This window comes from Enhydrobacter sp. (assembly GCA_025808875.1).
Taxonomy (GTDB): Bacteria; Pseudomonadota; Alphaproteobacteria; order Reyranellales; family Reyranellaceae; genus Reyranella.
The window spans coordinates 4,746,741-4,768,979 of the sequence record CP075528.1 but is presented as its reverse complement, the minus strand read 5'-3'; the positions used below and the strand labels follow the sequence as shown (position 1 = coordinate 4,768,979).

The 22,239-nt window shown below is 65.7% G+C and carries 22 protein-coding genes; 12 read left to right on the top strand and 10 right to left on the bottom strand.

The features are described 5' to 3' along the window. Positions 1 to 13: 13 nt before the first annotated feature. From infB to rimP, 4 genes are read right to left on the bottom strand one after another with little or no spacing between them, the layout of a single operon-like run. Positions 14 to 2,734: a translation initiation factor IF-2 gene (infB, locus tag KIT25_23700; GenBank protein UYN94984.1), complete on the bottom strand. Its 2,721-nt coding sequence runs from the start codon at positions 2,732 to 2,734 to the stop codon at positions 14 to 16. Between the two features lie 32 nt (positions 2,735 to 2,766). After that, positions 2,767 to 3,375 carry an RNA-binding protein gene (locus KIT25_23695; protein ID UYN94983.1) on the bottom strand — a complete coding sequence of 203 codons (609 nt, stop codon included), beginning with the start codon at positions 3,373 to 3,375 and terminating at the stop codon, positions 2,767 to 2,769. A gap of 34 nt (positions 3,376 to 3,409) precedes the next feature. After that, positions 3,410 to 4,945 carry a transcription termination/antitermination protein NusA gene (gene nusA, locus KIT25_23690; protein UYN94982.1) on the bottom strand — a complete coding sequence of 512 codons (1,536 nt, stop codon included), beginning with the start codon at positions 4,943 to 4,945 and terminating at the stop codon, positions 3,410 to 3,412. 17 nt (positions 4,946 to 4,962) lie between these two features. Then, positions 4,963 to 5,472: a ribosome maturation factor RimP gene (gene rimP, locus KIT25_23685; GenBank protein ID UYN94981.1), complete on the bottom strand. Its 510-nt coding sequence runs from the start codon at positions 5,470 to 5,472 to the stop codon at positions 4,963 to 4,965. 223 nt (positions 5,473 to 5,695) lie between these two features. On the opposite strand from rimP, the gene KIT25_23680 reads away from it, so the two are divergent. Beyond that, the gene (locus tag KIT25_23680) at positions 5,696 to 6,904 is read left to right on the top strand and encodes an MFS transporter (GenBank protein UYN94980.1); all 1,209 of its coding nucleotides are present in this window, start codon (positions 5,696 to 5,698) and stop codon (positions 6,902 to 6,904) included. On the opposite strand, the gene trmB is transcribed toward KIT25_23680, so the two are convergent. Further along, positions 6,837 to 7,580, bottom strand: coding sequence for a tRNA (guanosine(46)-N7)-methyltransferase TrmB (gene trmB, locus KIT25_23675; protein UYN94979.1), 744 nt, complete (start codon positions 7,578 to 7,580; stop codon positions 6,837 to 6,839). The two genes, KIT25_23680 and trmB, sit on opposite strands and share 68 nt — an antisense overlap. Before the next feature lie 8 nt (positions 7,581 to 7,588). Continuing rightward, positions 7,589 to 9,136 carry an acetolactate synthase large subunit gene (locus tag KIT25_23670; GenBank protein UYN94978.1) on the bottom strand — a complete coding sequence of 516 codons (1,548 nt, stop codon included), beginning with the start codon at positions 9,134 to 9,136 and terminating at the stop codon, positions 7,589 to 7,591. Positions 9,137 to 9,299: 163 nt separating this feature from the next. On the opposite strand from KIT25_23670, the gene KIT25_23665 reads away from it, so the two are divergent. The 3 genes from KIT25_23665 (at position 9,300) to KIT25_23655 (ending at position 10,463) form a co-directional block, all read left to right on the top strand. Continuing rightward, a complete protein-coding gene (locus KIT25_23665; GenBank protein UYN94977.1) occupies positions 9,300 to 9,743 on the top strand; it encodes a hypothetical protein in 444 nt (147 codons plus the stop codon). Between the two features lie 120 nt (positions 9,744 to 9,863). Then, a complete protein-coding gene (locus KIT25_23660; protein UYN94976.1) occupies positions 9,864 to 10,199 on the top strand; it encodes a class I SAM-dependent methyltransferase in 336 nt (111 codons plus the stop codon). Between the two features lie 42 nt (positions 10,200 to 10,241). Further along, positions 10,242 to 10,463: a hypothetical protein gene (locus KIT25_23655; protein UYN94975.1), complete on the top strand. Its 222-nt coding sequence runs from the start codon at positions 10,242 to 10,244 to the stop codon at positions 10,461 to 10,463. Positions 10,464 to 10,469: 6 nt separating this feature from the next. Here KIT25_23655 and KIT25_23650 read toward each other — a convergent pair whose 3' ends face one another. Next, positions 10,470 to 11,663 (bottom strand): amidohydrolase, encoded by a 1,194-nt coding sequence (locus tag KIT25_23650; protein ID UYN94974.1) that lies wholly within the window; start codon positions 11,661 to 11,663, stop codon positions 10,470 to 10,472. A 548-nt stretch (positions 11,664 to 12,211) separates the two neighbouring features. Between KIT25_23650 and hisA the strand changes: the two genes are divergently transcribed. From hisA to KIT25_23610, 8 genes are all read left to right on the top strand, one after another. Next, positions 12,212 to 12,940, top strand: coding sequence for a 1-(5-phosphoribosyl)-5-[(5-phosphoribosylamino)methylideneamino]imidazole-4-carboxamide isomerase (gene hisA, locus KIT25_23645; protein ID UYN94973.1), 729 nt, complete (start codon positions 12,212 to 12,214; stop codon positions 12,938 to 12,940). 7 nt (positions 12,941 to 12,947) lie between these two features. Continuing rightward, positions 12,948 to 13,721 carry an imidazole glycerol phosphate synthase subunit HisF gene (gene hisF / locus KIT25_23640; protein UYN94972.1) on the top strand — a complete coding sequence of 258 codons (774 nt, stop codon included), beginning with the start codon at positions 12,948 to 12,950 and terminating at the stop codon, positions 13,719 to 13,721. Between the two features lie 58 nt (positions 13,722 to 13,779). After that, positions 13,780 to 14,169 carry a phosphoribosyl-ATP diphosphatase gene (locus tag KIT25_23635; GenBank protein UYN94971.1) on the top strand — a complete coding sequence of 130 codons (390 nt, stop codon included), beginning with the start codon at positions 13,780 to 13,782 and terminating at the stop codon, positions 14,167 to 14,169. Beyond that, positions 14,166 to 14,522 (top strand): HIT domain-containing protein, encoded by a 357-nt coding sequence (locus tag KIT25_23630; protein UYN94970.1) that lies wholly within the window; start codon positions 14,166 to 14,168, stop codon positions 14,520 to 14,522. Before KIT25_23635 ends, KIT25_23630 begins: the two co-directional genes overlap by 4 nt. Then, complete coding sequence (locus KIT25_23625; protein UYN94969.1) at positions 14,519 to 15,532, top strand: alpha/beta fold hydrolase; 1,014 nt, start codon at positions 14,519 to 14,521, stop codon at positions 15,530 to 15,532. Before KIT25_23630 ends, KIT25_23625 begins: the two co-directional genes overlap by 4 nt. Positions 15,533 to 15,582: 50 nt before the next feature. Then, positions 15,583 to 16,449, top strand: a complete 867-nt coding sequence (locus KIT25_23620) for a TauD/TfdA family dioxygenase (protein UYN94968.1) — start codon at positions 15,583 to 15,585, stop codon at positions 16,447 to 16,449. Positions 16,450 to 16,478: 29 nt separating this feature from the next. Next, positions 16,479 to 18,071 carry an FAD-binding oxidoreductase gene (locus KIT25_23615; GenBank protein ID UYN94967.1) on the top strand — a complete coding sequence of 531 codons (1,593 nt, stop codon included), beginning with the start codon at positions 16,479 to 16,481 and terminating at the stop codon, positions 18,069 to 18,071. Between the two features lie 161 nt (positions 18,072 to 18,232). Then, on the top strand, positions 18,233 to 18,544 hold the full coding sequence (locus KIT25_23610; GenBank protein ID UYN94966.1) for a hypothetical protein: 312 nt from the start codon (positions 18,233 to 18,235) through the stop codon (positions 18,542 to 18,544). Position 18,545: 1 nt separating this feature from the next. On the opposite strand, the gene KIT25_23605 is transcribed toward KIT25_23610, so the two are convergent. From KIT25_23605 to KIT25_23595, 3 genes are all read right to left on the bottom strand, one after another. Beyond that, positions 18,546 to 20,171, bottom strand: a complete 1,626-nt coding sequence (locus tag KIT25_23605) for a YifB family Mg chelatase-like AAA ATPase (protein UYN94965.1) — start codon at positions 20,169 to 20,171, stop codon at positions 18,546 to 18,548. An 88-nt stretch (positions 20,172 to 20,259) separates the two neighbouring features. Next, positions 20,260 to 21,255: an ATP-binding cassette domain-containing protein gene (locus tag KIT25_23600; GenBank protein ID UYN94964.1), complete on the bottom strand. Its 996-nt coding sequence runs from the start codon at positions 21,253 to 21,255 to the stop codon at positions 20,260 to 20,262. Next, positions 21,236 to 22,219: an ABC transporter ATP-binding protein gene (locus KIT25_23595; protein UYN94963.1), complete on the bottom strand. Its 984-nt coding sequence runs from the start codon at positions 22,217 to 22,219 to the stop codon at positions 21,236 to 21,238. Before KIT25_23595 ends, KIT25_23600 begins: the two co-directional genes overlap by 20 nt. Positions 22,220 to 22,239: the final 20 nt, after the last annotated feature.

The window sequence follows — 22,239 nt, the reverse complement described above, 5'->3', positions numbered from 1 at the left end:
GTCCGGTCGACTCCTACAGGGTCGGCCGGACTTCCTCGACTTCGAAGCATTCGATCACGTCGCCGACCTTGATGTCGTCGTAGTTCTCGAACGCCATTCCACACTCGTAGCCGTTCTGCACCTCGCGGACCTCGTCCTTGAATCGACGGAGAGTCTTGAGCGTACCCTCATGGATGACCACATTGTCGCGCAACAGCCGGACCTTGGCGCCGCGCTTGACCAAGCCTTCCGTGATCATGCAGCCGGCGACATTGCCGACCTTGGTGATGCGAAAGACCTCGCGGATCTGCGCATTGCCGAGGAACGTCTCCTTGTAGGTCGGCTCGAGCAGGCCGACCATGAGCTGCTGGATGTCCTCGGTGACCTTGTAGATGATGCTGTAGTAGCGGATGTCGATCTTGTCGCGCTTGGCGATCTCGCGTGCCTGCGCGTTGGCGCGCACGTTGAAGCCGATGATGAGCGCGCCGGATGCCTTGGCCAGAGTAAGGTCGGCTTCGCTGATGCCACCGACGCCGTTGTAGATCACCCGCGTCGTGACCTTGTCGGTCGACAGACGCGATATGGCGCCGGCGAGCGCCTCGGCCGAGCCCTGCACGTCGGCCTTGATCAGGACAGGCAGCTCCTTGGCGGTACCCTCGCGAATGCCCTTGATCATCTCCTCGAGAGTGCCGCGTCCGCCGGCAGCCCGGGCAAGCTGGGCCTGCCGATCCCGGCGGGCGCGGAATTCGGCGATTTCGCGAGCTCGCGCCTCGTTCTCGACGACGTGGAACTCGTCGCCCGCCTGTGGCGTGCCGTCAAGACCCAGGATCTCGACCGGGAACGCGGGGCCGGCGGCCTCGACATTGTTGCCGCGATCATCGACCAGGCGGCGCACGCGTCCCCATACCGCGCCGGCGACCAGCACGTCACCGACCCGAAGAGTGCCCTTTTGGACCAGCACGGTCGCGACCGAGCCCCGGCCGGGTTCCAGCTTGGCCTCCACCACGACGCCGTCGGCAGAACGGTCAGGGTTCGCCTTGAGCTCCAGCACTTCGGCCTGCAGCAGGATGGCTTCCTCGAGCTTGTCGAGATTCGTCTTCTTCGTGGCCGAGACCTCGATCGACTGGATTTCGCCGCCGAGCTGCTCGACCTGCACTTCGTATTGAAGCAGCTCAGTGCGAACCTTGTTGGGGTCGGCGCCGGCCTTGTCGACCTTGTTGATGGCGACGATCATCGGCACGTTGGCCGCCTTGGCGTGGGCGATCGCTTCCTGTGTCTGCGGCATGACGCCGTCATCTGCCGCCACCACCAGCACCACGATATCGGTAACCTTGGCGCCGCGCGCGCGCATCGCCGTGAAGGCTTCGTGGCCGGGCGTGTCGAGGAACGTGATCTTCTGGCTCGACGGCAACGTCACCTGGTAGGCACCGATGTGCTGGGTGATTCCACCGGCTTCGTGCGCGGCCACGTCGGTCTCGCGCAACGCGTCGAGCAACGACGTCTTGCCATGATCGACATGGCCCATGATGGTGACCACCGGTGGCCGCGGCTGCATCGATTCCGGCGCGTCGACCGCATCGGTGAGGCCGGTTTCGACATCGCCCTCGGCAACGCGCTTGGGGCGATGGCCCATTTCGGTCACGACCAGCTCGGCCGTATCGGCGTCGATCGCCTGGTTGATCGTCGCCATCACACCCATGCGCATCAACGCCTTGATCACGTCGGCGCCGCGCTCGGACATGCGCGCCGCCAGATCCTGGACCGTGATCGATTCGGGAATGGTGACCTCGCGATAGACCTTCTGCTGCGGGGCATCGTAGGCATTCTCGCGACGCCGGTCGCGCTCGAGGCGACGACGAGCCTGCGCCACGGACCGGCTGCGGAACTCGTTCTCGCCCTCGACGGCACGGGTGACGTCGATCTTGTCGGAGCGGCGTTTCGGTGCCTCGCGACGCGTGCCTGGCGGCTGCGGCAGGCGCTTGTTGACCGGCGTCCGCTGCAATGGCTGCAGGGGCGGTCGCGGCCGCTGCGGCGCGCTGATCGGTCTCGGCGCGATCCCTGGTGCGTCAGCGGATCGGCGAACATCGGGGGTCGATGCACCGACGCCGCCTGTGTTGATCTCCTGGGCCTGCCGAGCCATTGGCGTTTGCGGTGCACCGGCCGCCTGATCGAGGCGACGCTGAACTTGCGCCTCTGCCTTGCGCTTGACCTCGTCCTCGGTGCGCTTGCGAGCCTCTTCCTCGGCCAGCCGCTTCTTGTGTTCCTCGTCAGCCTTGCGCCGCGCTTCCTCCTCGGAGGCGCGACGGACAGCCTCCTCGGCAGCCCGCTGCCGTGCCAGCTCCGCGTCGCGGTTGGCCCCTTCCAGAGCGCGCTCGCGGGCCTTCTTCTCTTCCTCCGTCAGCGTACGCAGGACGATGCCGCCACGCCCTGTCTCGCCCGTCGAACGGGCGGGAGCGGGGCGGGCCGCAGCGGGCGCGGCGGAAGTGCCGCCCGCGCCGAGTTTCAGGGTTCGGCCCGACGACGCAGCTGGCGCGGGCTCGGGCGCCGCAACCGGCGCCGGCGATGCCGGCGCAGCCGCAGTGCCCGGCCTCTTGATCGGCTTCTTGACCTCGACCGTCACCGACCGCGTACGGCCATGCGAGAATTTTTGCCGAACCTGCGTCTCGCCGCCCTTGGCCGCAGCCGCGGCCGAACGGGTCGAGGTCGACAGCGTCAGCGGCTTGGTCGGCTTGCTCTGTTCTTTCTGTTCCGTCATGTCGACTGTTGTCCTTGCTCCACACCGGCCCGTCAACCGGCGCCATTGTGGCGATATCGGCACCAACGTGCCGCGCCGCCCTTGATCCGCTCAATGAACCTGCCGGCTGCATCGTCGCGCGCCACCGCCACATAGACGGCCCGTTCGCGGCCGAACACGCCGCCCAGCGCCCCCTCGTCGCCGAGCCGCGCAACCGGAATGCCCTTCACCGACAGCTTGGCCACGCCGTCTCCTGCAGCCTGCTCGGGCAGCACCAGAAGCCCCACCTCGCCCTGCGCCATCATCTCCTCGACCTTCACGAAGCCTGAAACCGCGCGACCGGCCCGCCTCGCCCGCGCGAGATCGGCCAATGTCCGGCCGAGCATCAGGCGCTCGACTCGCTCGGCGAGGTCGGCCGGCGCGCTGACCGCTGCACGGGCGGATCTGGCGAAGAGGTTCTTCGCCACGGCGCGTTCGACCAGCTGCCGTTCGGCTCCCACCCACATACCACGGCCGGGCAACTGCCGTCCGAGATCGGGCACCACCTCGCGGTCGGGACCGACCACGAAGCGCACCATCGCTTCCGGCGGTGCCTCCGCGCCGGTCACGATGCAGGTTCGCCGCACGCCAGACGGCGGGGGCGAGAGATGGGGTTCCTGCATGGGTGTGACAAGGATCAAGGAAGAATGTCTCCCCTCAGGCCTTGGCCGTTTCGGCAGGTTCGCTCTGCTCCACGAACCAGTGCTCGCGGGCCTTCATGATGATGGCATTGGCGGTTTCCGCGTCCATCGCGCTCTCGCCCACGATCTCACGCAACTCATCGGAGGCGAGGTCGGCGAGGTCGTCGAGGGTTTTCACCCCCTTGTCGCCAAGTGCCACCAGCATTGCGAGGTCCAGTCCTTCGACCGAGCGCAGTTCCTCGGCAACTCCCAACGCTTCGAGCCGAGAAGCCAGTTCCGCGTCGCGCCTTTCGATGAACTCGCGGGCACGACGCTGCAGCTCCGTGGCAATGTCCTCGTCGAAACCCTCGACCCGCGTCAACTCCTCGATCGGAACATCGGCGACGTCCTCGACCGTGGCGTAGCCCTCGGCCACCAGAAGATGGGCAATCACGTCGTCGACATCGAGCGATGCCTTGAAGAGCTCGGTCCGCTCGCGGGTCTCCTTCTGGCGACGTTCGCTTTCCTCGGCCTCGGTCATGATATCGATCTCCCAGCCGGTGAGCTGGGAGGCGAGCTTGACGTTCTGGCCGCGACGGCCGATCGCCAGGCTGAGCTGATCGTCCGGCACGACGACCTCGGCCTTGTTCTTCTCCTCGTCCATCAACACCTTGCTGACCTCGGCCGGCGCCAGGGCGTTGACGATGAAGTTGGCAGTGTCGGCCGACCACGGAATGATATCGACCTTCTCGCCCTGCAGCTCCTGCACGACGGCCTGCACACGGCTGCCGCGCATGCCGACGCAAGCGCCGATCGGGTCGATCGAGCTGTCGTGAGACAGCACCGCGATCTTGGCCCGACTGCCGGGATCGCGGGCTACCGCCTTGATCTCGATGATACTGTCGTAGATCTCCGGCACCTCCTGGGTGAAGAGCTTGGCCATGAACTGCGGATGGCTGCGCGACAGGAAAATCTGCGGACCGCGCGGCTCCTCGCGCACGTCGAAGATGTAGGCGCGCACCCGGTCGTTCACGCGCAGACTCTCGCGCGGGATCGTCTCGTCGCGGCGGATGACGCCCTCGGCGCGCTGCAGGTCGATGGTGATGTTGCCGTAATCGACGCGCTTGACGACGCCCGACACGATCTCGCCGACACGGTCCTTGAATTCCTCGTACTGCCGCTTGCGTTCGCTCTCGCGCATGCGCTGAGTGATGACCTGCTTGGCGGTCTGCGCGGCGACGCGGCCGAAATCGATCGGCGGCAGTTCATCGGTGAGGAAGTCTCCGACCTGGGCTTCCGGGTTGCGCCGCTGGGCCTCGACGAGCGCCACCTGGACGTTCTCGTTCTCGATCGGATCGGCGACCTGCATGTAGCGCAGAAGCTTGATCTCTCCGGTCTTGCGGTCGATCTCGGCACGGATGTCGTGCTCCAGCCCGTACTTGGCGCGGCCGGCCTTCTGGATGGCCTGCTCCATCGCCTCGAGCACCTCCTCGCGTTCGATGCCTTTCTCGCGGGCCACCATGTCGGCGACCTGGAGCATCTCCAGACGCGGAATGTCGGCGGTCGTTGCCATGTCTGTCGTCCTCTCGTTCAGTGTGCTTGAGCCGCGCCGTCCTGCGCGCGGCGATGTTCTTCGATCAATCGGTCGGTCATTTCGAGCTTGGCGCGGGTAACGGCAGCAAGCGGCAGGCTGGTTTCCCGGCCGTCCTCGAGCCGCAGCTTCACCGCTTCGTGCTCCAGCCCCAACAATGTTCCCTTGAAGCGTCGCTGTCCGTCGATAGGCTGGCCGACCTCGACGCGGGCGATGTGGCCGGCCCAGCGGACGTAATCCCGGGGCCGGGTCAGCGGTCGGTCGATGCCGGGCGAACTCACCTCGAGCGTATAGGCACCCGGAATCGGATCCTCGACGTCCAGCACGGCCGACAGCGCGCGCGACACCGTTGCGCAATCCTCGACGTCCATCGACCGACCGTCTGCCGGCTCGATCATGATCTGCAATATGCCGCCGCCCCGACTCATCGCGACGCGAACCAATTCGTACCCCATGCCGGAGATGGTTGGGGCGACGATGTCTTCGATCCGATGCAGCAAGTCCGTCACGTCCAGGACCAAACTTCGTGTTACGGCGCGCGAAACGGCACAAACAAAAAGAGCGGGTTTTCGGCCCACTCTTCTTCTTTGGTTCGTCCCGCGAACCCGATGAGGATGGCGCGGGTATAGGCGGCTTGGCGCCAACTAGCAAGAGATTCCGCAATCTCTCACGATGGCCGAAAACCGCCAGTTCCCGGCAAGGGGCCGTGCGAAAATGGCAGCCGGAGGAGCGATGCGGCTGGGCTATCACGGTTGGTGGGTTGTCTTTTGCGCCTTTGTCATTGCCCTCTACGGGTGGGGGCTGGGCTTCTATGGATTGAGCCTATATCTGGTAGCCTTGCAAAAGGACCATGGCTGGTCCCCCGCCACTATTTCGGCTGCCATCACCTTCTATTACGTCGCCGGCGCCTTCATGGTCATGCAGGTCGGCGACCTGATCCAGAAGCGGGGCGCCCGGGTCGTCGTTTTCGTCGGCTCTGCCTGCCTCGGCCTCGGCGTCCTCAGCCTGACGGTTATCGACCGGCCGTGGCAACTCTACCTCGCCATGATGCTGATGATTCCGGGCTGGGCGGCAATGGGCGGCGGGGCGATCAACACGATTGTCGCCCAGTGGTTCAGCCGCCGACGCGGGTGGGCCGCCAGCCTTGCCCTCAACGGCGCCACCTGCGGCGGCCTGCTGTTTGCGCCGGCCTATGCCTGGGCCATCGACACGCTTGGCTTCCAGCATGCGACAGTCGTCGCCGTCGCGGTCGTTCTCCTGACCCTGTGGCCGCTTGCCGGCGTCATCCTGAGGCCGCGCCGTGCAGGCGAACACGACTTCGGCGACGAGATGGCAAGTGTTGCGGAACCGACCGGCGAGCCGATGACGCGGCGCGCGTTGCTCGCCCATCCACGCTATCTCACAATGGTCGGAGCGTTTTCCCTCGGTCTGCTCGCGCAGATCAGCTTCATCGCCCACCAGGTTGCCTTCCTCGAACCGAACCTCGGCCTCAAGGCGGCCGGTTGGGTCGTCAGCGTCACGGCATTGTCCGCCCTGATCGGCCGCGTCCTGGTCGGACTTGTCATAGACAAGGTGGATCGGCGACGGGCCAGCGCAGTGGTCTTCGGTGTGCAGGCCATCTCGATGGCTGTATTGCTGGGCAGCGAGTCGGTCGCCGGCCTCTATATCGGCTGCATCCTGTTCGGCTTCGGTGTCGGCAACCTGATCACCTTGCCGGGGCTCATCGTCCAGCAGGAGTTCCCGCGCCGCGACTTCGCACGGGCGGTGAGCCTGAACGTGGCGATCACTCAATTGGCCGCGGCGACAGGGCCGACGATCCTCGGCGCACTCCGCGAACTGTCGGGCGACTATCGCAGCTCGCTGATGGCGTGCCTCATACTGCAAGCAGTGGCGGCGCTACTCGTCCTCGTTCGACCGGGGCGGCGGCAAGGCGACGCCTGAGACGGAGGAAGACCGGCTTGTGGCCGGCAAGCATCTTCTGCTCGTAGCGCGTCGGCGGCCAATCCGCCGGCCGCTCGCGCCAGTCGGCCGGGCGCTCGGCCAGCCATTCGAACGCCTCGTGCAGGCAGGCGTGTTCCACCATCCAGGCGAGATAGTCCTGATCGTCGGTGGCGAGTCTGAGTTCGGCGCCGGGCTTCATGAGACGTGCCAGCGTGTCGAGCGTCGCGCGTTGCACGAACCGGCGCTTGCGATGACGGACCTTGGGCCACGGATCTGGGAAGAGCACGAAGACGCGCGACAAGGATCGCTCGGGCAGAGCCGCCAGGACGAGCCGGGCATCGTCGGTGAAAAGTCGTATGTTGGCTACGCCGGCACGCTCGATGTGAGAGAGACACTTCGCAACACCGTTGATGAAGGGTTCGCATCCGATCAAGCCGGCATCTGGATTTTGCTCGGCCTGCCACACCAGATGCTCGCCGGCGCCAAAGCCCACCTCGAGCCAAATCCCGAGGGGAGGCACGCGACCGAACAGATGCTCGAGATCGAGCTCTTGCGGCGGAGCAGGCAGCTTGAGTTCGAGGCGGGGCAACAACGTGCCGAGCAGGGATTCCTGCCACGCCCGCAGCTTCTTGCCCCGACGACGACCGTAAAGCGTGCGTCGACGGGCTTCGGTCATCGCCGCGCTTACATCACGACGTCGATCAGGTACGGGCCCCTGGTCGACATTGCATAGGTGAGCTGCTTGTTCAGTTCGTCGAGATCGTGCGCTTTCGCTCCCGGCACCCCCATTCCCTTCGCCAGCATCGTGAACTCGAGAGTGGGACGGTCGAGAGTGAGCATGTCGATCGCACGGGGCCCCGGATTGGCCGCACCGACATCGGCAAGTTGGCTGTAGAGGATCTTGTAGTTGCGATTCGAAAAAATCAGGACGCAGACGTCGAGATTCTCGCGCGCCATGGTCCACAGCGCCTGGATCGTGTACATCGACGAACCATCGCCGATCATGCAGATGACCTTGCGGTCGGGACAGGCCACTGCAGCACCGACTGCGACCGGCGCGCCGAAGCCGATCGAGCCGCCCATGTTGTTCAGCCAATCGTGCGGCGGTGCGCCGACGCTGAATGGGAAGAACCCGCGGCCGGTAGTCACCGATTCGTCGATGACGATGGAGCCCTCCGGCATCGCCGCGCCCAGCGCCTGGCCGAGGCCATCGAGGGTGAACTTGCCGGTCGGCCGCGCCGGGCGATTGGCCGGGGCGACGTCCGGCTTTTCATTCATCGCGTCGAGTTCGGCAGCCAATGCCTCGAGCGATCCGATCGGATCACCGTCGACCGCGCAAAGCGTGCTGACGTCGCAACCCTCCGGCACCAGCACGGACGGCTTGCCAGGATAGGCGAAGAATGCCGCCGGCGCCTTTGCGCCACACAGCACCATATGTTTGGTGCCCTTCAACATCTCGAGAGCTGTTTCGACGACGAAGTGCAGCCGCAGGACGGGCACGCGGCCAGCGCCACGCTCGATGCGCGCCGTGCCGCCGGCGGCTTGCACCTTGCAGCCCGTCTTGGCAGCAATCTTGCCGGCGAGTTCCAGTCCCCGCGCGCGCAACGATCGACCTCCCAAGAAAAGCATGGCCGAGGCACCGCCTGATTTCAGTGCCCGCGCCGCCGCGACGACGGTGTCGTTGGACGGCTTTTGCGGTAGCGGCGTCTCGGGCGTGTCGGCGACCCCATCGGCCTCGGTCCAGGCCGTGTCGGCGGGAAGGATCAGCGTCGCGATCTGGCCGGGCGCCACACGCGCCGCCTGGATGGCGGCGGCACCGTCCTTGGCCACGGTCTTGGCGGTCGGCGAAGTCCTGACCCAATGCGAAAAAGGCTTCGCGATCCCCTCGATGTCGGCGGTCAGCGGCGTATCGTACTTGATGTGATACAGGGCATGCTCACCGACGATATTGACGATGCCGGAGCCCGCCTTCTTGGCGTTGTGCAGGTTCGCCGCCGCATTCGCCAATCCCGGACCAAGATGCAGCAAGGTCGAGGCAGGCTTGTCGGTCATGCGGTAGTAGCCGTCGGCCGCGCCGCTGCACACGCCCTCGAACAGACCCAGGACGCAACGCATGCCTTCGACTCTGTCGAGCGCGCCGACAAAATGCATTTCGGATGTACCGGGATTGGCGAAGCAAACCTCGACGCCACCCTTGACCAAAGTCCGCACCAAGCTTTCCGCACCGTTCATCGACGCCCTCCGTCACACCCGGCCATTGCGCAGGCCGGCACCCTAGGCGGTTGGGGATCGGCAAACCATTGCGATTGTTGGCAAATCTCTATGCGCAGATGTTCATTCTTTATTCTCAATCGTTTGTTCGGTATTGTTCGATGAAAATCTGAGGAAATTCTCGATGAGCCACTCGGTCCCCTCCGACAGCTCGCCATTCGAACCTTGCTTTCTGGTTGCTCCCGAACTGGTCTTGTTCGATCGCAGTGACCTTCCGATCTACGTGACGCCCGACGGCAAGTGGGGTGACGCCGGCCTGGACCAGACCGATCATGGCATTGCCCTCGACTGCCTGTTCGGCGAGTCGGGCACAGTTCACATATTGGCGGCGCCGAGTTCCACTATCGCAATCGATCTCCCGGCCGCCGACAACGATCCGCTCGTCGAACTCGACGCGATCGTCGATGGCGTCATCCTGCCGACATGCGAAGTCCCGCTGGACGATTTCGCATGCGCACCGCTCAACATTGCCGAAAGCGAAGGCGGCAATCCACTCGTCGTCATACTGCACGATCAATGGGGCTGGGATCCAGGCACGACCGACTGGGCGATGGATCTTCACAGCTAAACCTCGCGAGAGCGAATATCGCGGACCCGTCGGGCCGGGGCGGGTAGTATTCGACGATCAAGGGGGGACTCGTGTCCAATCAAGCTACTTAACCATCCCGAGATCTTCGATGCGCCCGACATGGAGTACGCACGACAGATCATCCTCACGGCGGAAGGGTCGACGACCGACGAACGCTGGACGACCGAAACGCCCTACGTTGCCGACCTGATCGGCGGTGCTGTCGATGTCAGGCGCGACACGCTCCCCATCGACTATGGCTGCGGAATAGATCGCCTCGCTCGCGAGCTCATAGGGCGACATGGCTGCCAAGTCCTCGGGGTCGACATCAGCGCGCGCATGCGCGCCTTGGCCGTCGACTACGTGCAGTCTGACCGCTTCTTCACCTGTGCGCCCGAAATGCTCGACGCCCTTGTCGCTCGCGGACTGCGCGCCGATGCCGCGATCTCCATCTGAGTGTTGCAGCACTGTCTCGAACCCGTTACCGACATTTCGCTCATGAATCGGGCATTGTCGCCGGACGGCAAGCTGTTCGTGCTGAACAATATCTATCGTGCCGTGCCGACCAAGGGGCAAGCCCGGGTCAACGACGGCATCGACATCAAGGCGCTGCTGCAGGAGCATTTCGTCCTGGAGCGCGAGGGCAGGCCCGCCGAATCGATCACGCCACGCGACTTGCGCGACATCATCTTCTGGGCGTCGTTTGGCCAACGCCGCTGATGCCGCTCAGCGCGCGTCCCCGAGTTCGAGCCGCACGAGGTTCACCCAGTAGGCTGCGCCTGTCGTCAGGATGGCGTCGTTGAAGTCGTAGAGCGGCGTGTGAACGTGATGACAGCCGCCTTCTTCGGTGCCGCCATTGCCAATCATGACGTAGGCGCCCGGCTTCTTCTCCAGCATGAAGGCGAAGTCTTCCGCGCCAGTAATGGGTGGCGTGTCGGGATCGACGTTCTCGCGGCCCACGGTCAACGCCGCCGCCTCGACCGCCAAGGTCGTCTGCTCGGGCGAATTGATGAGCGGCGGATAGCGGCGGAAGTACTTATAGTCGGCCTCGCAATCGCCCGCCTGCGCCAGCCCTGCCGCGACCTCGCCCAGCCGGCGCTCGAGCAGGTTGCGCACCTCGGCGGTGTAGCTGCGCGCCGTGCCCCGCACCAGCACGTCGGACGGAATGACGTTGGGCGAGCCGAACGTGCCGGCGTGGATATGGCCGACGCTCAGCACGGCAGTTTGTGTCGGTGGCACGTTGCGGCCCACGATGCCCTGCGTTGCGAGCATGAACTGCGCGGCAACCATGGTCGGATCGGTGCCGCGATGGGGCATGGCGCCGTGGCCGCCGGTGCCCTTGAACGTGACCTGCCAGGAATCCGACGCCGCCAGCATCGGGCCGGGACGTATGGCGAAGCGGCCGGTCGGCAGACCTGGCATGTTGTGCATGCCGTAGACGGCATCGCAGTTGAAGCGCTCGAACAGCCCTTCTTCGATCATCACGCGCGCCCCGCCTTCGCCTTCCTCGGCGGGCTGGAAGATGAAATGCACCGTGCCGGCGAAATCGGGCTTCTTCGCCAGATGGCGGGCGGCGCCCAGCAGCATGGCCGTGTGCCCGTCGTGCCCGCAGGCATGCATCTTGTTGGCGTGCACCGACGCGTGGGCGAACTCGTTCTTCTCCTGCAAATGCAGCGCATCCATGTCGGCGCGCAGGCCGATCGTCTTCTGACCCGGCCGATTGCCCTTGAGCGTTCCCACCACGCCGGTTCTGGCGAGGCCACGATGGATCTCAATGCCCCAAGACTGCAGCTTGTCGGCCACGATCTGCGACGTGCGCTGCTCCTCGAAAGCCGTTTCGGGATGACGATGGATATCTCGGCGGATCGCCGTGAGTTCGCTGACCTGGTCGGCCAGCAGGTCTGGGGTGCAGTGGGTCATGTCGACAGACTAGCGACCCTCAGTTCAAAGGAAAACACACCCAAAAGAAAACGGCGAAGCCGGTGTTACCCGACTTCGCCGCTTCATACGTCCCCGAAAGAGCGCTCGTCACGCTCTTCCCGAGGGGCGCGGCCAACCGCGATCCCGTGAAGGACCACGAAGGGCCAGTGGAGTTGCGAAATCCCCGTTCGCCACCACCATCCTCGGGTGCGGGCCGTCCAGGCGCCCGGACTTCCGCAACGAATCCCCGGCTGCTTTTTCCTGCCAGCACTCTCCCTCGCGAAGGGCGTGCGCCGTCCCGTCGGACGAGTTCGCAGGGCACTCCGAAGACCCTTCAGCGGCTTTCGCCACCGCGAGGAGCCTTCCGGCCCCCCTCCACGTGATGCGACCACCACGCTTCGTGAGACGAACATTCCGCCTCGCCCCGCAAGCTCGCAAGTTCGGTTTTGCCGGACTTTCGGTGGATTGGCTGCATAACGAGGATCGAATCCCGACACCACAAGGGAGGGTGGCGCCGGGGGCCCCGACGCGCTAAATCCGCGCCCGCGATGATTCTCTTTCCCGCCATCGATCTGAAGGACGGCAAGTGCGTGCGCTTGCTGCGCGGCGACATGGCCCGTGCGACCGTCTTCAACGACAGTCCCGCGGCGCAAGCCAAGGTCTTCGCCACCGCCGGCTGCGAATGGCTGCATCTCGTCGATCTCAATGGAGCGGTCGAAGGCCATCCCGTCAATCGCGATGCCGTCGCCGAGATCCTGAATTCGGTCGATGTGCCGACGCAACTCGGTGGCGGCATCCGCACCATCGAGAACATCGCGCGCTGGTTCGAGGCGGGTGTGAAGCGCGTCATCTTGGGCACGGTGGCTGTGAAGGAGCCGGGGCTCGTGAAGGCCGCATGCCGACAGTGGCCGGGGCAGATCGCTGTCGGCATCGATGCCCGCGACGGCATCGTCGCCGTCGATGGCTGGACCAAGCAGAGCACGATGCGCGCCCTCGATCTCGCGCTACGATTCGAGGACGCTGGCGTGGCTGCCATCATCTACACCGATATCGACCGCGACGGCGCGATGGGGGGGGTCAATGTCGATGCCACAGTGACCCTGGCCCAGCACTTGACGACACCCGTCATAGCCTCTGGTGGCGTAAGCTCGCTCGACGACCTGCGGGAGCTGAGGCCCGCGGAGGAGTTCGGCATCGTCGGAGCCATCGTCGGCCGGGCCCTCTACGACGGCCGCGTGACGGTACCCGATGCGATCCGGGTCTTGAGGGGGGATTGAGCCAGCCATGCTCAAAATTCGCATCATTCCCTGCCTCGACGTGAAGGACGGCCGCTCGGTGAAAGGAGTGCAGTTCGTCGACCTTCGCGATGCCGGCGATCCGGTCGAGCAGGCGCGCGCCTATGATGCCGCCGGGGCCGACGAGCTCACCTTCCTCGACATCACGGCGAGCCACGAGAACCGCGACACCATTTTCGATGTCGTCACTCGCACCGCGGACCAGTGCTTCATGCCGCTCACCGTCGGCGGCGGTGTGCGCACCATCGAGGATATCCGCAAGCTGCTACTGGCCGGAGCCGACAAGGTGTCCATCAATTCGGCCGCCGTCACCCGGCCGGACTTCGTCCGCGAGGCCGCCCAGAAGTACGGTGACCAGTGCATCGTGGTCTCGATCGATGCGCGCCAGACTGCGCCCTGCCGGTGGGAGGTCTTTACCCATGGTGGGCGCAAGGGCACGGGGCTCGATGCGATCGATTGGGCGCGACGCATGACGGACCACGGCGCCGGCGAGATCCTGCTGACCTCGATGGATCGGGATGGCACCAAGTCGGGCTTCGACCTCGAGTTGACCCGTGCAGTCTCGGATGCGGTTGCGGTGCCTGTCATCGCCTCCGGAGGTGTCGGCTCGCTCGATCACCTGGTCGACGGCGTCTTGAAGGGCGGCGCTTCGGCCGTGTTGGCTGCTTCGATCTTCCATTTCGGTGAATTCACCATCGCCCAAGCCAAGGAACATTTGGCGCGGGCCGGCGTCCCGATTCGTCAAGTCTCGCGCAAAGCCTGATATTGCGATAGTATTCGACGAGACGCCCGACCAAGAGGCGCCAGAGGTTCCCCTCCCCATGGCCAAGAAGAAGAAAGCCAAGAAGAAGGCGCTGAGAATGCAGCGCGGCACCGCTCTCAGCGGCGCCCATGAGCACGTCCTCGACCGACTGTACGTCGTGATCAACAGTCGCAAGGGTGCCGATCCGGACACTTCCTACACGGCACGACTGTTCAGCCGCGGCCGGGCGCAGATCGCCAAGAAACTTGGAGAGGAGGCGGTGGAGACGCTGATTGAGGGCATCAAGGGCGACCGTCCCAAGCTCGTGGGCGAAAGCGCCGACATGCTCTACCATCTGCTGACCCTGTGGGCGGCCAGCGGTGTCAAGCCCGCTGCCGTCTGGACTGAGCTTGCGCACCGCGAAGGCTTGTCGGGACTTGTCGAGAAGGCGGCGCGCAAACACAAATGAAGGCGGCCATGTCGCCTTATGATCGCAACAACGTCTTCGCCCGCATCCTGCGTGGCGAGGCGCCTTGCCGGAGGCGCTACGAAGACGAGTTTGTGCTGGCGTTCGACGACATCAACCCGAAGGCGCCGGTTCACGTGCTGATCATTCCCAAAGGTGAATATGTTTCGATCGCCGACTTCACTGCCAACGCGCCCGCCGACATGATCGTCGGCTTCTGGAAAGCGGTCGTGAAGCTCGCCCGCGAGCTCGGCATCGAGAGCGGGTTTCGGGTCGTCTCGAATCATGGCAGGGATGGCGGACAGGTCGTCTTTCATTTCCACGTTCATCTCGTCGGGGGCCGGGCCCGGGTATGATCGCGCGCCGCCTGCTCGCGCTTGTCGTCGCATTCGTCGTCGCGTGGCCGGCGGCGGCCCAGCATGAATGGTATGCCTCGGGCAGCAAGGAGCGCTCGGTCCGCTTCAGTGGCGCCGAGGGTGTGGCACTGTCGGGCACCCTGCTTCTGCCCGCGGTCAGCGAAATCCAGCGCGTGCCGGGCGTTGTCCTGATAGCCGGCAGCGGGCCGACCGATCGCAATGGAAACAATCCGCTGGTCCATACGCGCATCGACACGCTGAAACTCGTCGCCGAGCGGCTGGCGCAAGCGCGCATCGCCACGCTGCGCTATGACAAGCGCGGCATCGGAGCCTCGACGCCGACACCACGCACACTCGAAGAGCAGGAACGCTTCTTCACATGGCAGAACTTGGTGGGCGACGTGCAGGCGGCACAAGCCGAGTTGCTGCAGCACGACGAGATCAAACCCTATGCGACGGCGTTGCTCGGCCACAGCGAAGGCGGCGACTTGGCGCTCGCCGCCGCAGGCACCGCGCGCATCCGTCCCCATGCGATCGTTCTCGCCTCGACGCCGGGCCTGACGCTCGAGGAAATCATCCGTCGCCAGTTGGCGCGCAGCCACCCCACGCTCGTTCCGGCGGCCGATCTCGCAATGGCGGCGATTCGAGCGACGGGGCGGGTGCCGGCCGACGTCCCGCCCGAGCTTACCCGACTCTTTCCTGCCTATGTCGGACCCTACTTGAAAGGGGCGTTGGCGTTCGATCCAGCCCAGGCGCTGGCGGTTCTCGACATCGCCTGTCTCCTGGTCCACGGTGCAGCCGACAAACAGGTGGTGCCTCTCGGCGACATCCAGCCGCTGCTCGACGTGCTCGCCAAGCGCAAGGCTCCGGGTGAAGTCATGATCGCACCCGGCGTCAGCCACAATCTGAAGCGCGTATTCGGACCGACCGACCCCGGTTTCTCGGGCCCACTGGCCCCTTCTGTCGCCGACAAGATCGCCACGTGGCTGGTGTCCGTGCTGGGCGCTTGATCGGCCGCGGAAGCGGGTCGATCATCGCCGGCGAAGGGGAGGATGGCGACATGGCAGTGGCGGTGCGTCCGTTGGCGGGAGCGGTCGGTGTGGAGATCTCGGGTGTCGATCTCAGTCGACTGGACGAGGCAACCTTCGCCGCCATCGAGCAAGCATGGCATCGACATTCCGTCATCCTGTTACGCGGGCAGACGCTCAGCGACGAGGACCTGCTCGCCTTCAGTCGACGCTTCGGCGAGTTGGATCCGCCGCCCAATCAGGAGCGCGGCCGCATCAGCCCGCCGGACTATCCCGACATCTATGTGGTTTCCAACGTGCTGGACGCCCGGGGCGACCCGATCGGCGCGCTCGGTGCGGGCGAAGCCGTCTGGCACACGGACATGAGCTATCTCGACCTGCCGCCGGATGCGTCGATGCTCTATGCGCTGGAAATTCCGCGCACGGGCGGCAACACTTGGTTCTGCGGCATGCAGGCCGCCTGCGACGCGCTGCCGGCGGACCTGCGTCGCAAGATCGAGGGGCGGCGCATAAAGCACGACGGCACTTACAATTCCGGCGGTTACTTGCGCAAAGGTGTGACACCGACCGACGATCCTCTGGCGGCGCCGGGCGCCTGGCATCCCGCCATCCTCCGGCACCCGGCCAACGGGCGGCCAACCCTCTATCTCGGCCGGCGGCGCAACTCCTACATCGAGGGATATTCGCCCATCGACTCCGATGCCGTGCTCGACGCGCTGTGGGCGCACGCCACGCAGCCGGAGTTCCTGTACGAACATGTCTGGCGACTGGGCGATCTCGTGATGTGGGACAACCGTTCGACCATGCATCGGCGCGATCCCTTCGATGCCGCCGCACGGCGCGTCATGCATCGGACCCAGATCAAGGGCCGCAGCAAACCCCTCGCCTTCGCTGCTTGACGCGAACGACTCGACAAAGAGGAAACGCCATGCGACGGCAAAAGAAATTCTATGCTTGGGGCTACGCCGACGAGGACCTCTCACCCGAGGAGATCAAGCCCTGGGAAGCCGAGATCGCCCAGCGCTATGGCATCGACAGTTTCGACGTCACCCCACCACCCAAGGCGGACGAGATCTCCCTGCGTGCGCCGCGCGTCGACATTCCTTCCGCGCTGCAGACGATCGTACGCAACGATCACCTGACACGGCTGGAGCACAGCTATGGCAAGGCGGGCTTCGACACGACACGCATGTTCATGCGGTCGGTGCCGAATCCGCCCGACGCAGTGGCATTCCCGGAGAACGAGCAGGACGTCGTGCGTGTCCTCGAATGGTGCGACAGGATCGGCGCCAAGGCGATCCCCTATGGCGGCGGCTCGTCGGTGGTGAAGGGAATCGAGCCCGCTGCGTCGTTCGACAAGGCCGTAACGATCTCGATGCGCCACATGGACAAAGTCCTGGAGGTCGACGACGTGAGTCAGGCGGCGCGCATTCAGGGCGGCATTTACGGTCCGGCGATCGAGGACCATCTGCGCGCCTCACCTCTCACGATGCGTCACTACATGCAGGCCTACCGCTGCTCCACGCTCGGCGGCTGGATCGCGACACGCTCGGGCGGTCACTACGCCACGCTTTACACGCACATCGACGACTTCGTTGAGAGCACGCGCGTGGTCACACCGGCCGGAACGCTCGAGACGCGGCGGCTGCCGGGCTCCGGCGCCGGCCCCAGCCCCGACCGCCTGTTCATCGGCTCGGAAGGCATTCTCGGCATCATCACCGAGGCCTGGGTGCGGTTGCGTGCGAAGCCAACCTTCCGCGCCTCCGCCTCGGTGCGGTTCAAGGACTTCTTCGCCGGCGCCGATGCGGTGCGGAGCATCACCCAGGCCGGACTCTATCCCGCCAACTGCCGATTGCTCGAAGCGCGCGAGGCACTGCCCGGCATTCCGTGGAGCAGCGAGGAAGCCGTGCTCGTTCTCGCCTTCGAATCGGCCGACCATCCGCTCGACGCCTGGATGAAGCGGGCGCTGGAACTCTGCGCCGAGCATGGCGGCGTTGCCGATCCCGGCGGCGGCGACGACGAGAACGCCCACCGCAGCGGCGCCGCCGGCGCCTGGCGCAACCGCTTCATCCGCGCGCCGCACTACAGTGAACACGCGGTCGCTCGCGGCATCCTTTCCTCGACCTTCGAGACGTCGATGACATGGGAGCGCATGCGCGACTTCCACGGCAAGGTCACGGCGATCGCCCGGGACACAATCAAGCGCGTGACCGGCCGCGACGGCACGGTCACCTGCCGATTTACCCACGTCTATCCGGACGGGCCGTGCCTCTACTTCACCTTCGGCGGCATGCTCGACAAGCGAAAGCAGCTCGAGCAGTTCATGGAGGTGCTGAGCACCTGCACGGCCGCGACCGTCGAACATGGCGGCACGACCACGCATCATCATGCGGTTGGCCGTTTTCACCGGCCGTTTTACGATCGGCAGCGGCCGGAACTCTTCGCGCGGGCATTGCGGGGCGCCAAGCGCGAACTCGATCCGAAGGGATTGATGAATCCCGGTGTGCTGATCGACGCCTGACTCGGGCGTCATGCCGCAGTGGTGATGCGATAAGACGTACCTCGCGCGAATGAGAGGTCGTCTGCCCGGGCATTTGCCGCTAGGAACAAGCGCGCACCATGCCGATTCGCCACACCTTCTATCACCCCGACCGGCTCGTCGTTGGCGTCGCCACGGGAGAAGTGACGCTGATCGATATCGTCGGCTTCGCGCGCGCCATCGCCGAAGCGGGCCTTGTCCACTATCGCAAGATTCTGGATGTGATCGAGGCGCGACCGGCATTTACCGAGGCCGAGCTGAAAGCCTTCGCACAGTACGCCCGCGAGTACCCGGTTCCTGGCAAAAGAGGCGCGTTGGCCTTCGTCGTCGGCGGGAATCGCGGCGGGTTTGCGCAACTCTTCGCCAGCATCGAAATCGCCGGCCGGCCGGCCCAGCTCTTCCGCAGCATCCACGAGGCACGCAAGTGGCTCGCGGAGAATCCGCCCGACGACTGAGTCACGCCGCCATCGCCGCGCGCGGCTGCGGACGGCGGTAGGAGAGCGCCTCGGCGACGTGCAGCCGACGTACTGAATCCGAACCGTCGAGATCGGCCAAGGTGCGCGCGACGCGCAAGGTGCGATGCCAGGCGCGGGCCGACAGGCCGAGGCGCTCGGCGGCGCGCGCGAGCAGCGCACGGCCCTCGGCGTCGGGCTCGGCGATGGCGGCGAGCAGGCTGCCGTCGGTGTCGGCGTTGCAGCGCGGCTTGGCCCAGCCGCGGGCGAAGTCGCTCAACAGGCCGGCGGTCGGCTCGGGCTCGATCTCAGTGAGCTTGCCTTTGGCGTCGAGCTCCTTCAGCCGCTCGCGCTGCACGGCGCGCGCGGCGGCGACGCGCGCAGCGACGTCGGCGGAGCTCTCGGCCGGCGGCGGCAGGGCGAGATCGGCGGCGTCGACCCGCGGCACGTCGATGCAGAGATCGATACGGTCGAGCAATGGGCCCGACAGTTTGCCCTGGTAGTCGAGGCCGCAGCGCGGCGCGCGGCCGCAGCCCTGCCCCGGCTCCATCAGATGGCCGCAGCGGCAGGGGTTCATCGCTGCAACGAGTTGGAAGCGCGCGGGATAGGTGACGTGGGCGTTGGCGCGCGCCACGCTCACGCGGCCACTTTCCAGAGGCTGACGCAGCGCCTCGAGTGTGGCCCGGCTAAACTCCGGCAATTCGTCCAGGAAGAGTACGCCATGGTGCGCGAGCGAGACCTCTCCCGGCCGGGCACGGGAGCCGCCGCCGATCAGCGCCTGCAACGTGGCCGAATGGTGTGGATCGCGGAATGCCCGGCGGCGGTTGAGCCTGCCGTCGCCAAGGTCGCCCGCCAATGATCGCACCATCGTTGCTTCCAATGCCTCTTCGGCCTCCAACTGCGGCAGAAGGCCGGGCAGGCGCGAAGCCAGCATCGACTTGCCCGAGCCCGGTGGGCCGATCATCAGAAGGTTGTGGCCTCCCGCCGCCGCCACCTCGAGGACGCGTTTGGCGGTTTCCTGGCCTTTGACCTCCGCCAGATCGGGGTAGCTCGGCGTCCCCTCGGCGAGCCGCGCTTCCGGAGGTGACAGCATCTGCTGACCGCGCAGGTGATTGATCAGGGCCAACAGTGAGGGCGCAGCGACGACCCCGGGCCGCTCCTCGTCGTTGGCGGCCTTGTCGAGCCCGCCCCACGCCGCTTCGCCACCGCAGGATGCCGGGCAAATCAGGCCGCGGCCGGCCGCATTGGCCGCGATCGCTGCCGGCAGCGCCCCTGGAACGCGGCTCAGCGAGCCGTCGAGCGCCAGTTCACCCAGCACGACGTAGCCTGCAATACTTTCCTTGGCGATCACGCCCATGGCAGCAAGCAGACCAAGCGCGATGGGCAGATCGTAGTGACTTCCCTCCTTGACGAGATCGGCGGGCGACAAATTCACGCTCACGCGCTGTGGTGGCAACGCCAATCCGAGCGCGCGAAGTGCCGCCCGAACGCGCTCCCTGCTTTCGCCGACCGCCTTGTCGGCGAGGCCCACCATGGCGAAGGCGAGCTGGCCAGGGGCGATCATCACCTGGACGTCGACCGGCACGACATCGATGCCCTGAAACGCCACCGTCCGCACTCGCGCCTGCATGTCTTGCTCCGCTCTCGGTCGGAGAACAACTAGAGAACTTCATAGATATATGTAAAGCACGCGAAAGTTGTAGTTGGTTTCAGCGTCCCTAGCCTTGATGAAGGTGGCAGGCGACGGCACGGCCGTCACCCAACTCGCGCATCGGTGGATCGGCGCTACGACAAACGTCCATCGCCTTGGGACAGCGCGTATGGAACCGGCAGCCAGGCGGCGGACGCATGGCCGAAGGCACCTCGCCCGGGATGATCTGCTGCGGCCGGCTCGCCTCGATCTCCGGATCGGGGATCGGGATCGCCGCCAGCAGCGCTTGGGTATAGGGGTGCAGCGGATCCTTGTAGAGCTGGTCGCGGGTGGCGATTTCGACGATGCGGCCGAGATACATCACCGCGACGCGATGGCTGATATGGCGCACCACGGCGAGATCGTGGGCGATGAAGATGTAAGTCAGGCCCAATCGTTCCTGCAACTCCTGGAACAAATTCACGACCTGCGCCTGGATCGAGACGTCGAGTGCCGATACGGGTTCGTCGCAGACGATGAGCGACGGCTCGAGCGCCAGTGCGCGGGCAATGCCGATCCTCTGGCGCTGGCCGCCCGAGAATTCGTGCGGGTAGCGGTCGGCCATGTCGGGCAGCAGCCCGACCATGTCGAGCAGGCGCGCCACCCGGTCGCGGTAAGCCGCGCGATCGCCGGCCAGGCCGTGCACCTCGAGCGGTTCGCCGACGATCTCCGACACCTTCATGCGCGGATTGAGCGAGCCGAAAGGGTCCTGGTAGACCATCTGCAGCCGCCGTCGAATCGGTCTCATGCGACCGCGATCATGGGCAGAGATATCCTCGCCCTCGAAGACCACCTTGCCGGAGGTGATGTCGAGCATTCTGAGCACGGCAAGGCCCGTGGTGCTCTTGCCGCAGCCGGACTCGCCAACGAGGCCCAGCGTCTCGCCCCGGCGCACCTTGAACGAAACGCCGTCCACCGCCTTCACCGAACCGACCTGCTTGCGCAACACCGCACCGGCCATGACCGGGAAATGGACCTTCAGATCCTCGACCTCGAGGACGAAATCAGACGCTGAGCCGGTCATGGAAATGGCAAGCTGAAAGATGGTCGGGTGCGCTCTGAACGAGCTGAGGCCGCGTGACGCGGCAGATGTCGGCGGCACGGCTGCAGCGCGGCGCGAAGGAGCAGCCCGGCGGCAGCCGGGCGAGATTGGGCGGTTGGCCCTCGATCGGCACCAACCGGGCACCGGCCGCCTGGTCGAGGCGCGGCACCGAGGCCATCAGCCCGATCGTGTAGGGGTGGCGGGGACGGGCATAGATTTCGCGCGCCGGCCCGGCCTCGACGATGCGGCCGCCATACATCACGCAGACCCGGTCGGCATAGCGCGCCACGACGCCCAGATCGTGCGTGATCAGGATCAGCGCGGAGTTGGCAGCGCGCGTCAGCTCCTTCAGGAGCGCCAGGATCTGCGCCTGCACCGTGACATCGAGCGCCGTGGTGGGCTCGTCGGCGATGATGAGCTGCGGCTCGCAGGCGAGCGCCATGGCGATCATGGCGCGCTGGCGCATGCCGCCGGAGAACTGGTGCGGGTAGGATTTGATACGGCTCCTGGCATCCGGCATGCGGACACGGCCGAGAAGTTCGACCGCCTTGTCCATGGCGGCCGCCCACGGCGTCTTGCGATGCAGGTTGATCGGCTCGGCGATCTGCAAGCCGACCGTCAGCGACGGGTTCAACGAGCTCATCGGCTCCTGGAAGATCATCGCGATGCGATTGCCGCGGATGTCGCGGATGGCCCGGTCGTCGAGCTTCAGCAGGTCGCGGCCGTCGAACACCACCTCGCCGGACACGATCCGGCCCGGCGGATTGGGGATCAGGCGCAGCACCGACATTGCCGTGACGCTCTTGCCCGAGCCCGACTCACCGACAATGGCGAGCGTCTCGCCCGCCGCAAGGTCGAAGGAAACGTCGTCGACCGCCTTGACGGTGCCGCGCTCGGTGCGGAACTCGGTCGACAGATGGCGGACGCTGAGCAGGGGCGCGCCCATCAGGCGCGCCCCCGATACGC

Excerpts from the sequence above, each read along its gene's own strand:
- infB (UYN94984.1), bottom strand. The coding sequence starts at position 2,734 with ATGACGGAACAGAAAGAACAGAGCAAGCCGACCAAGCCGCTGACGCTG.
- KIT25_23695 (UYN94983.1), bottom strand. The coding sequence starts at position 3,375 with ATGCAGGAACCCCATCTCTCGCCCCCGCCGTCTGGCGTGCGGCGAACC.
- nusA (UYN94982.1), bottom strand. The coding sequence starts at position 4,945 with ATGGCAACGACCGCCGACATTCCGCGTCTGGAGATGCTCCAGGTCGCC.
- KIT25_23680 (UYN94980.1), top strand. The coding sequence starts at position 5,696 with ATGCGGCTGGGCTATCACGGTTGGTGGGTTGTCTTTTGCGCCTTTGTC.
- trmB (UYN94979.1), bottom strand. The coding sequence starts at position 7,580 with ATGACCGAAGCCCGTCGACGCACGCTTTACGGTCGTCGTCGGGGCAAG.
- KIT25_23670 (UYN94978.1), bottom strand. The coding sequence starts at position 9,136 with ATGAACGGTGCGGAAAGCTTGGTGCGGACTTTGGTCAAGGGTGGCGTC.
- KIT25_23665 (UYN94977.1), top strand. The coding sequence starts at position 9,300 with ATGAGCCACTCGGTCCCCTCCGACAGCTCGCCATTCGAACCTTGCTTT.
- KIT25_23660 (UYN94976.1), top strand. The coding sequence starts at position 9,864 with ATGGAGTACGCACGACAGATCATCCTCACGGCGGAAGGGTCGACGACC.
- KIT25_23655 (UYN94975.1), top strand. The coding sequence starts at position 10,242 with ATGAATCGGGCATTGTCGCCGGACGGCAAGCTGTTCGTGCTGAACAAT.
- KIT25_23650 (UYN94974.1), bottom strand. The coding sequence starts at position 11,663 with ATGACCCACTGCACCCCAGACCTGCTGGCCGACCAGGTCAGCGAACTC.
- hisA (UYN94973.1), top strand. The coding sequence starts at position 12,212 with ATGATTCTCTTTCCCGCCATCGATCTGAAGGACGGCAAGTGCGTGCGC.
- hisF (UYN94972.1), top strand. The coding sequence starts at position 12,948 with ATGCTCAAAATTCGCATCATTCCCTGCCTCGACGTGAAGGACGGCCGC.
- KIT25_23635 (UYN94971.1), top strand. The coding sequence starts at position 13,780 with ATGGCCAAGAAGAAGAAAGCCAAGAAGAAGGCGCTGAGAATGCAGCGC.
- KIT25_23630 (UYN94970.1), top strand. The coding sequence starts at position 14,166 with ATGAAGGCGGCCATGTCGCCTTATGATCGCAACAACGTCTTCGCCCGC.
- KIT25_23625 (UYN94969.1), top strand. The coding sequence starts at position 14,519 with ATGATCGCGCGCCGCCTGCTCGCGCTTGTCGTCGCATTCGTCGTCGCG.
- KIT25_23620 (UYN94968.1), top strand. The coding sequence starts at position 15,583 with ATGGCAGTGGCGGTGCGTCCGTTGGCGGGAGCGGTCGGTGTGGAGATC.
- KIT25_23615 (UYN94967.1), top strand. The coding sequence starts at position 16,479 with ATGCGACGGCAAAAGAAATTCTATGCTTGGGGCTACGCCGACGAGGAC.
- KIT25_23605 (UYN94965.1), bottom strand. The coding sequence starts at position 20,171 with ATGCAGGCGCGAGTGCGGACGGTGGCGTTTCAGGGCATCGATGTCGTG.
- KIT25_23600 (UYN94964.1), bottom strand. The coding sequence starts at position 21,255 with ATGACCGGCTCAGCGTCTGATTTCGTCCTCGAGGTCGAGGATCTGAAG.
- KIT25_23595 (UYN94963.1), bottom strand. The coding sequence starts at position 22,219 with ATGGGCGCGCCCCTGCTCAGCGTCCGCCATCTGTCGACCGAGTTCCGC.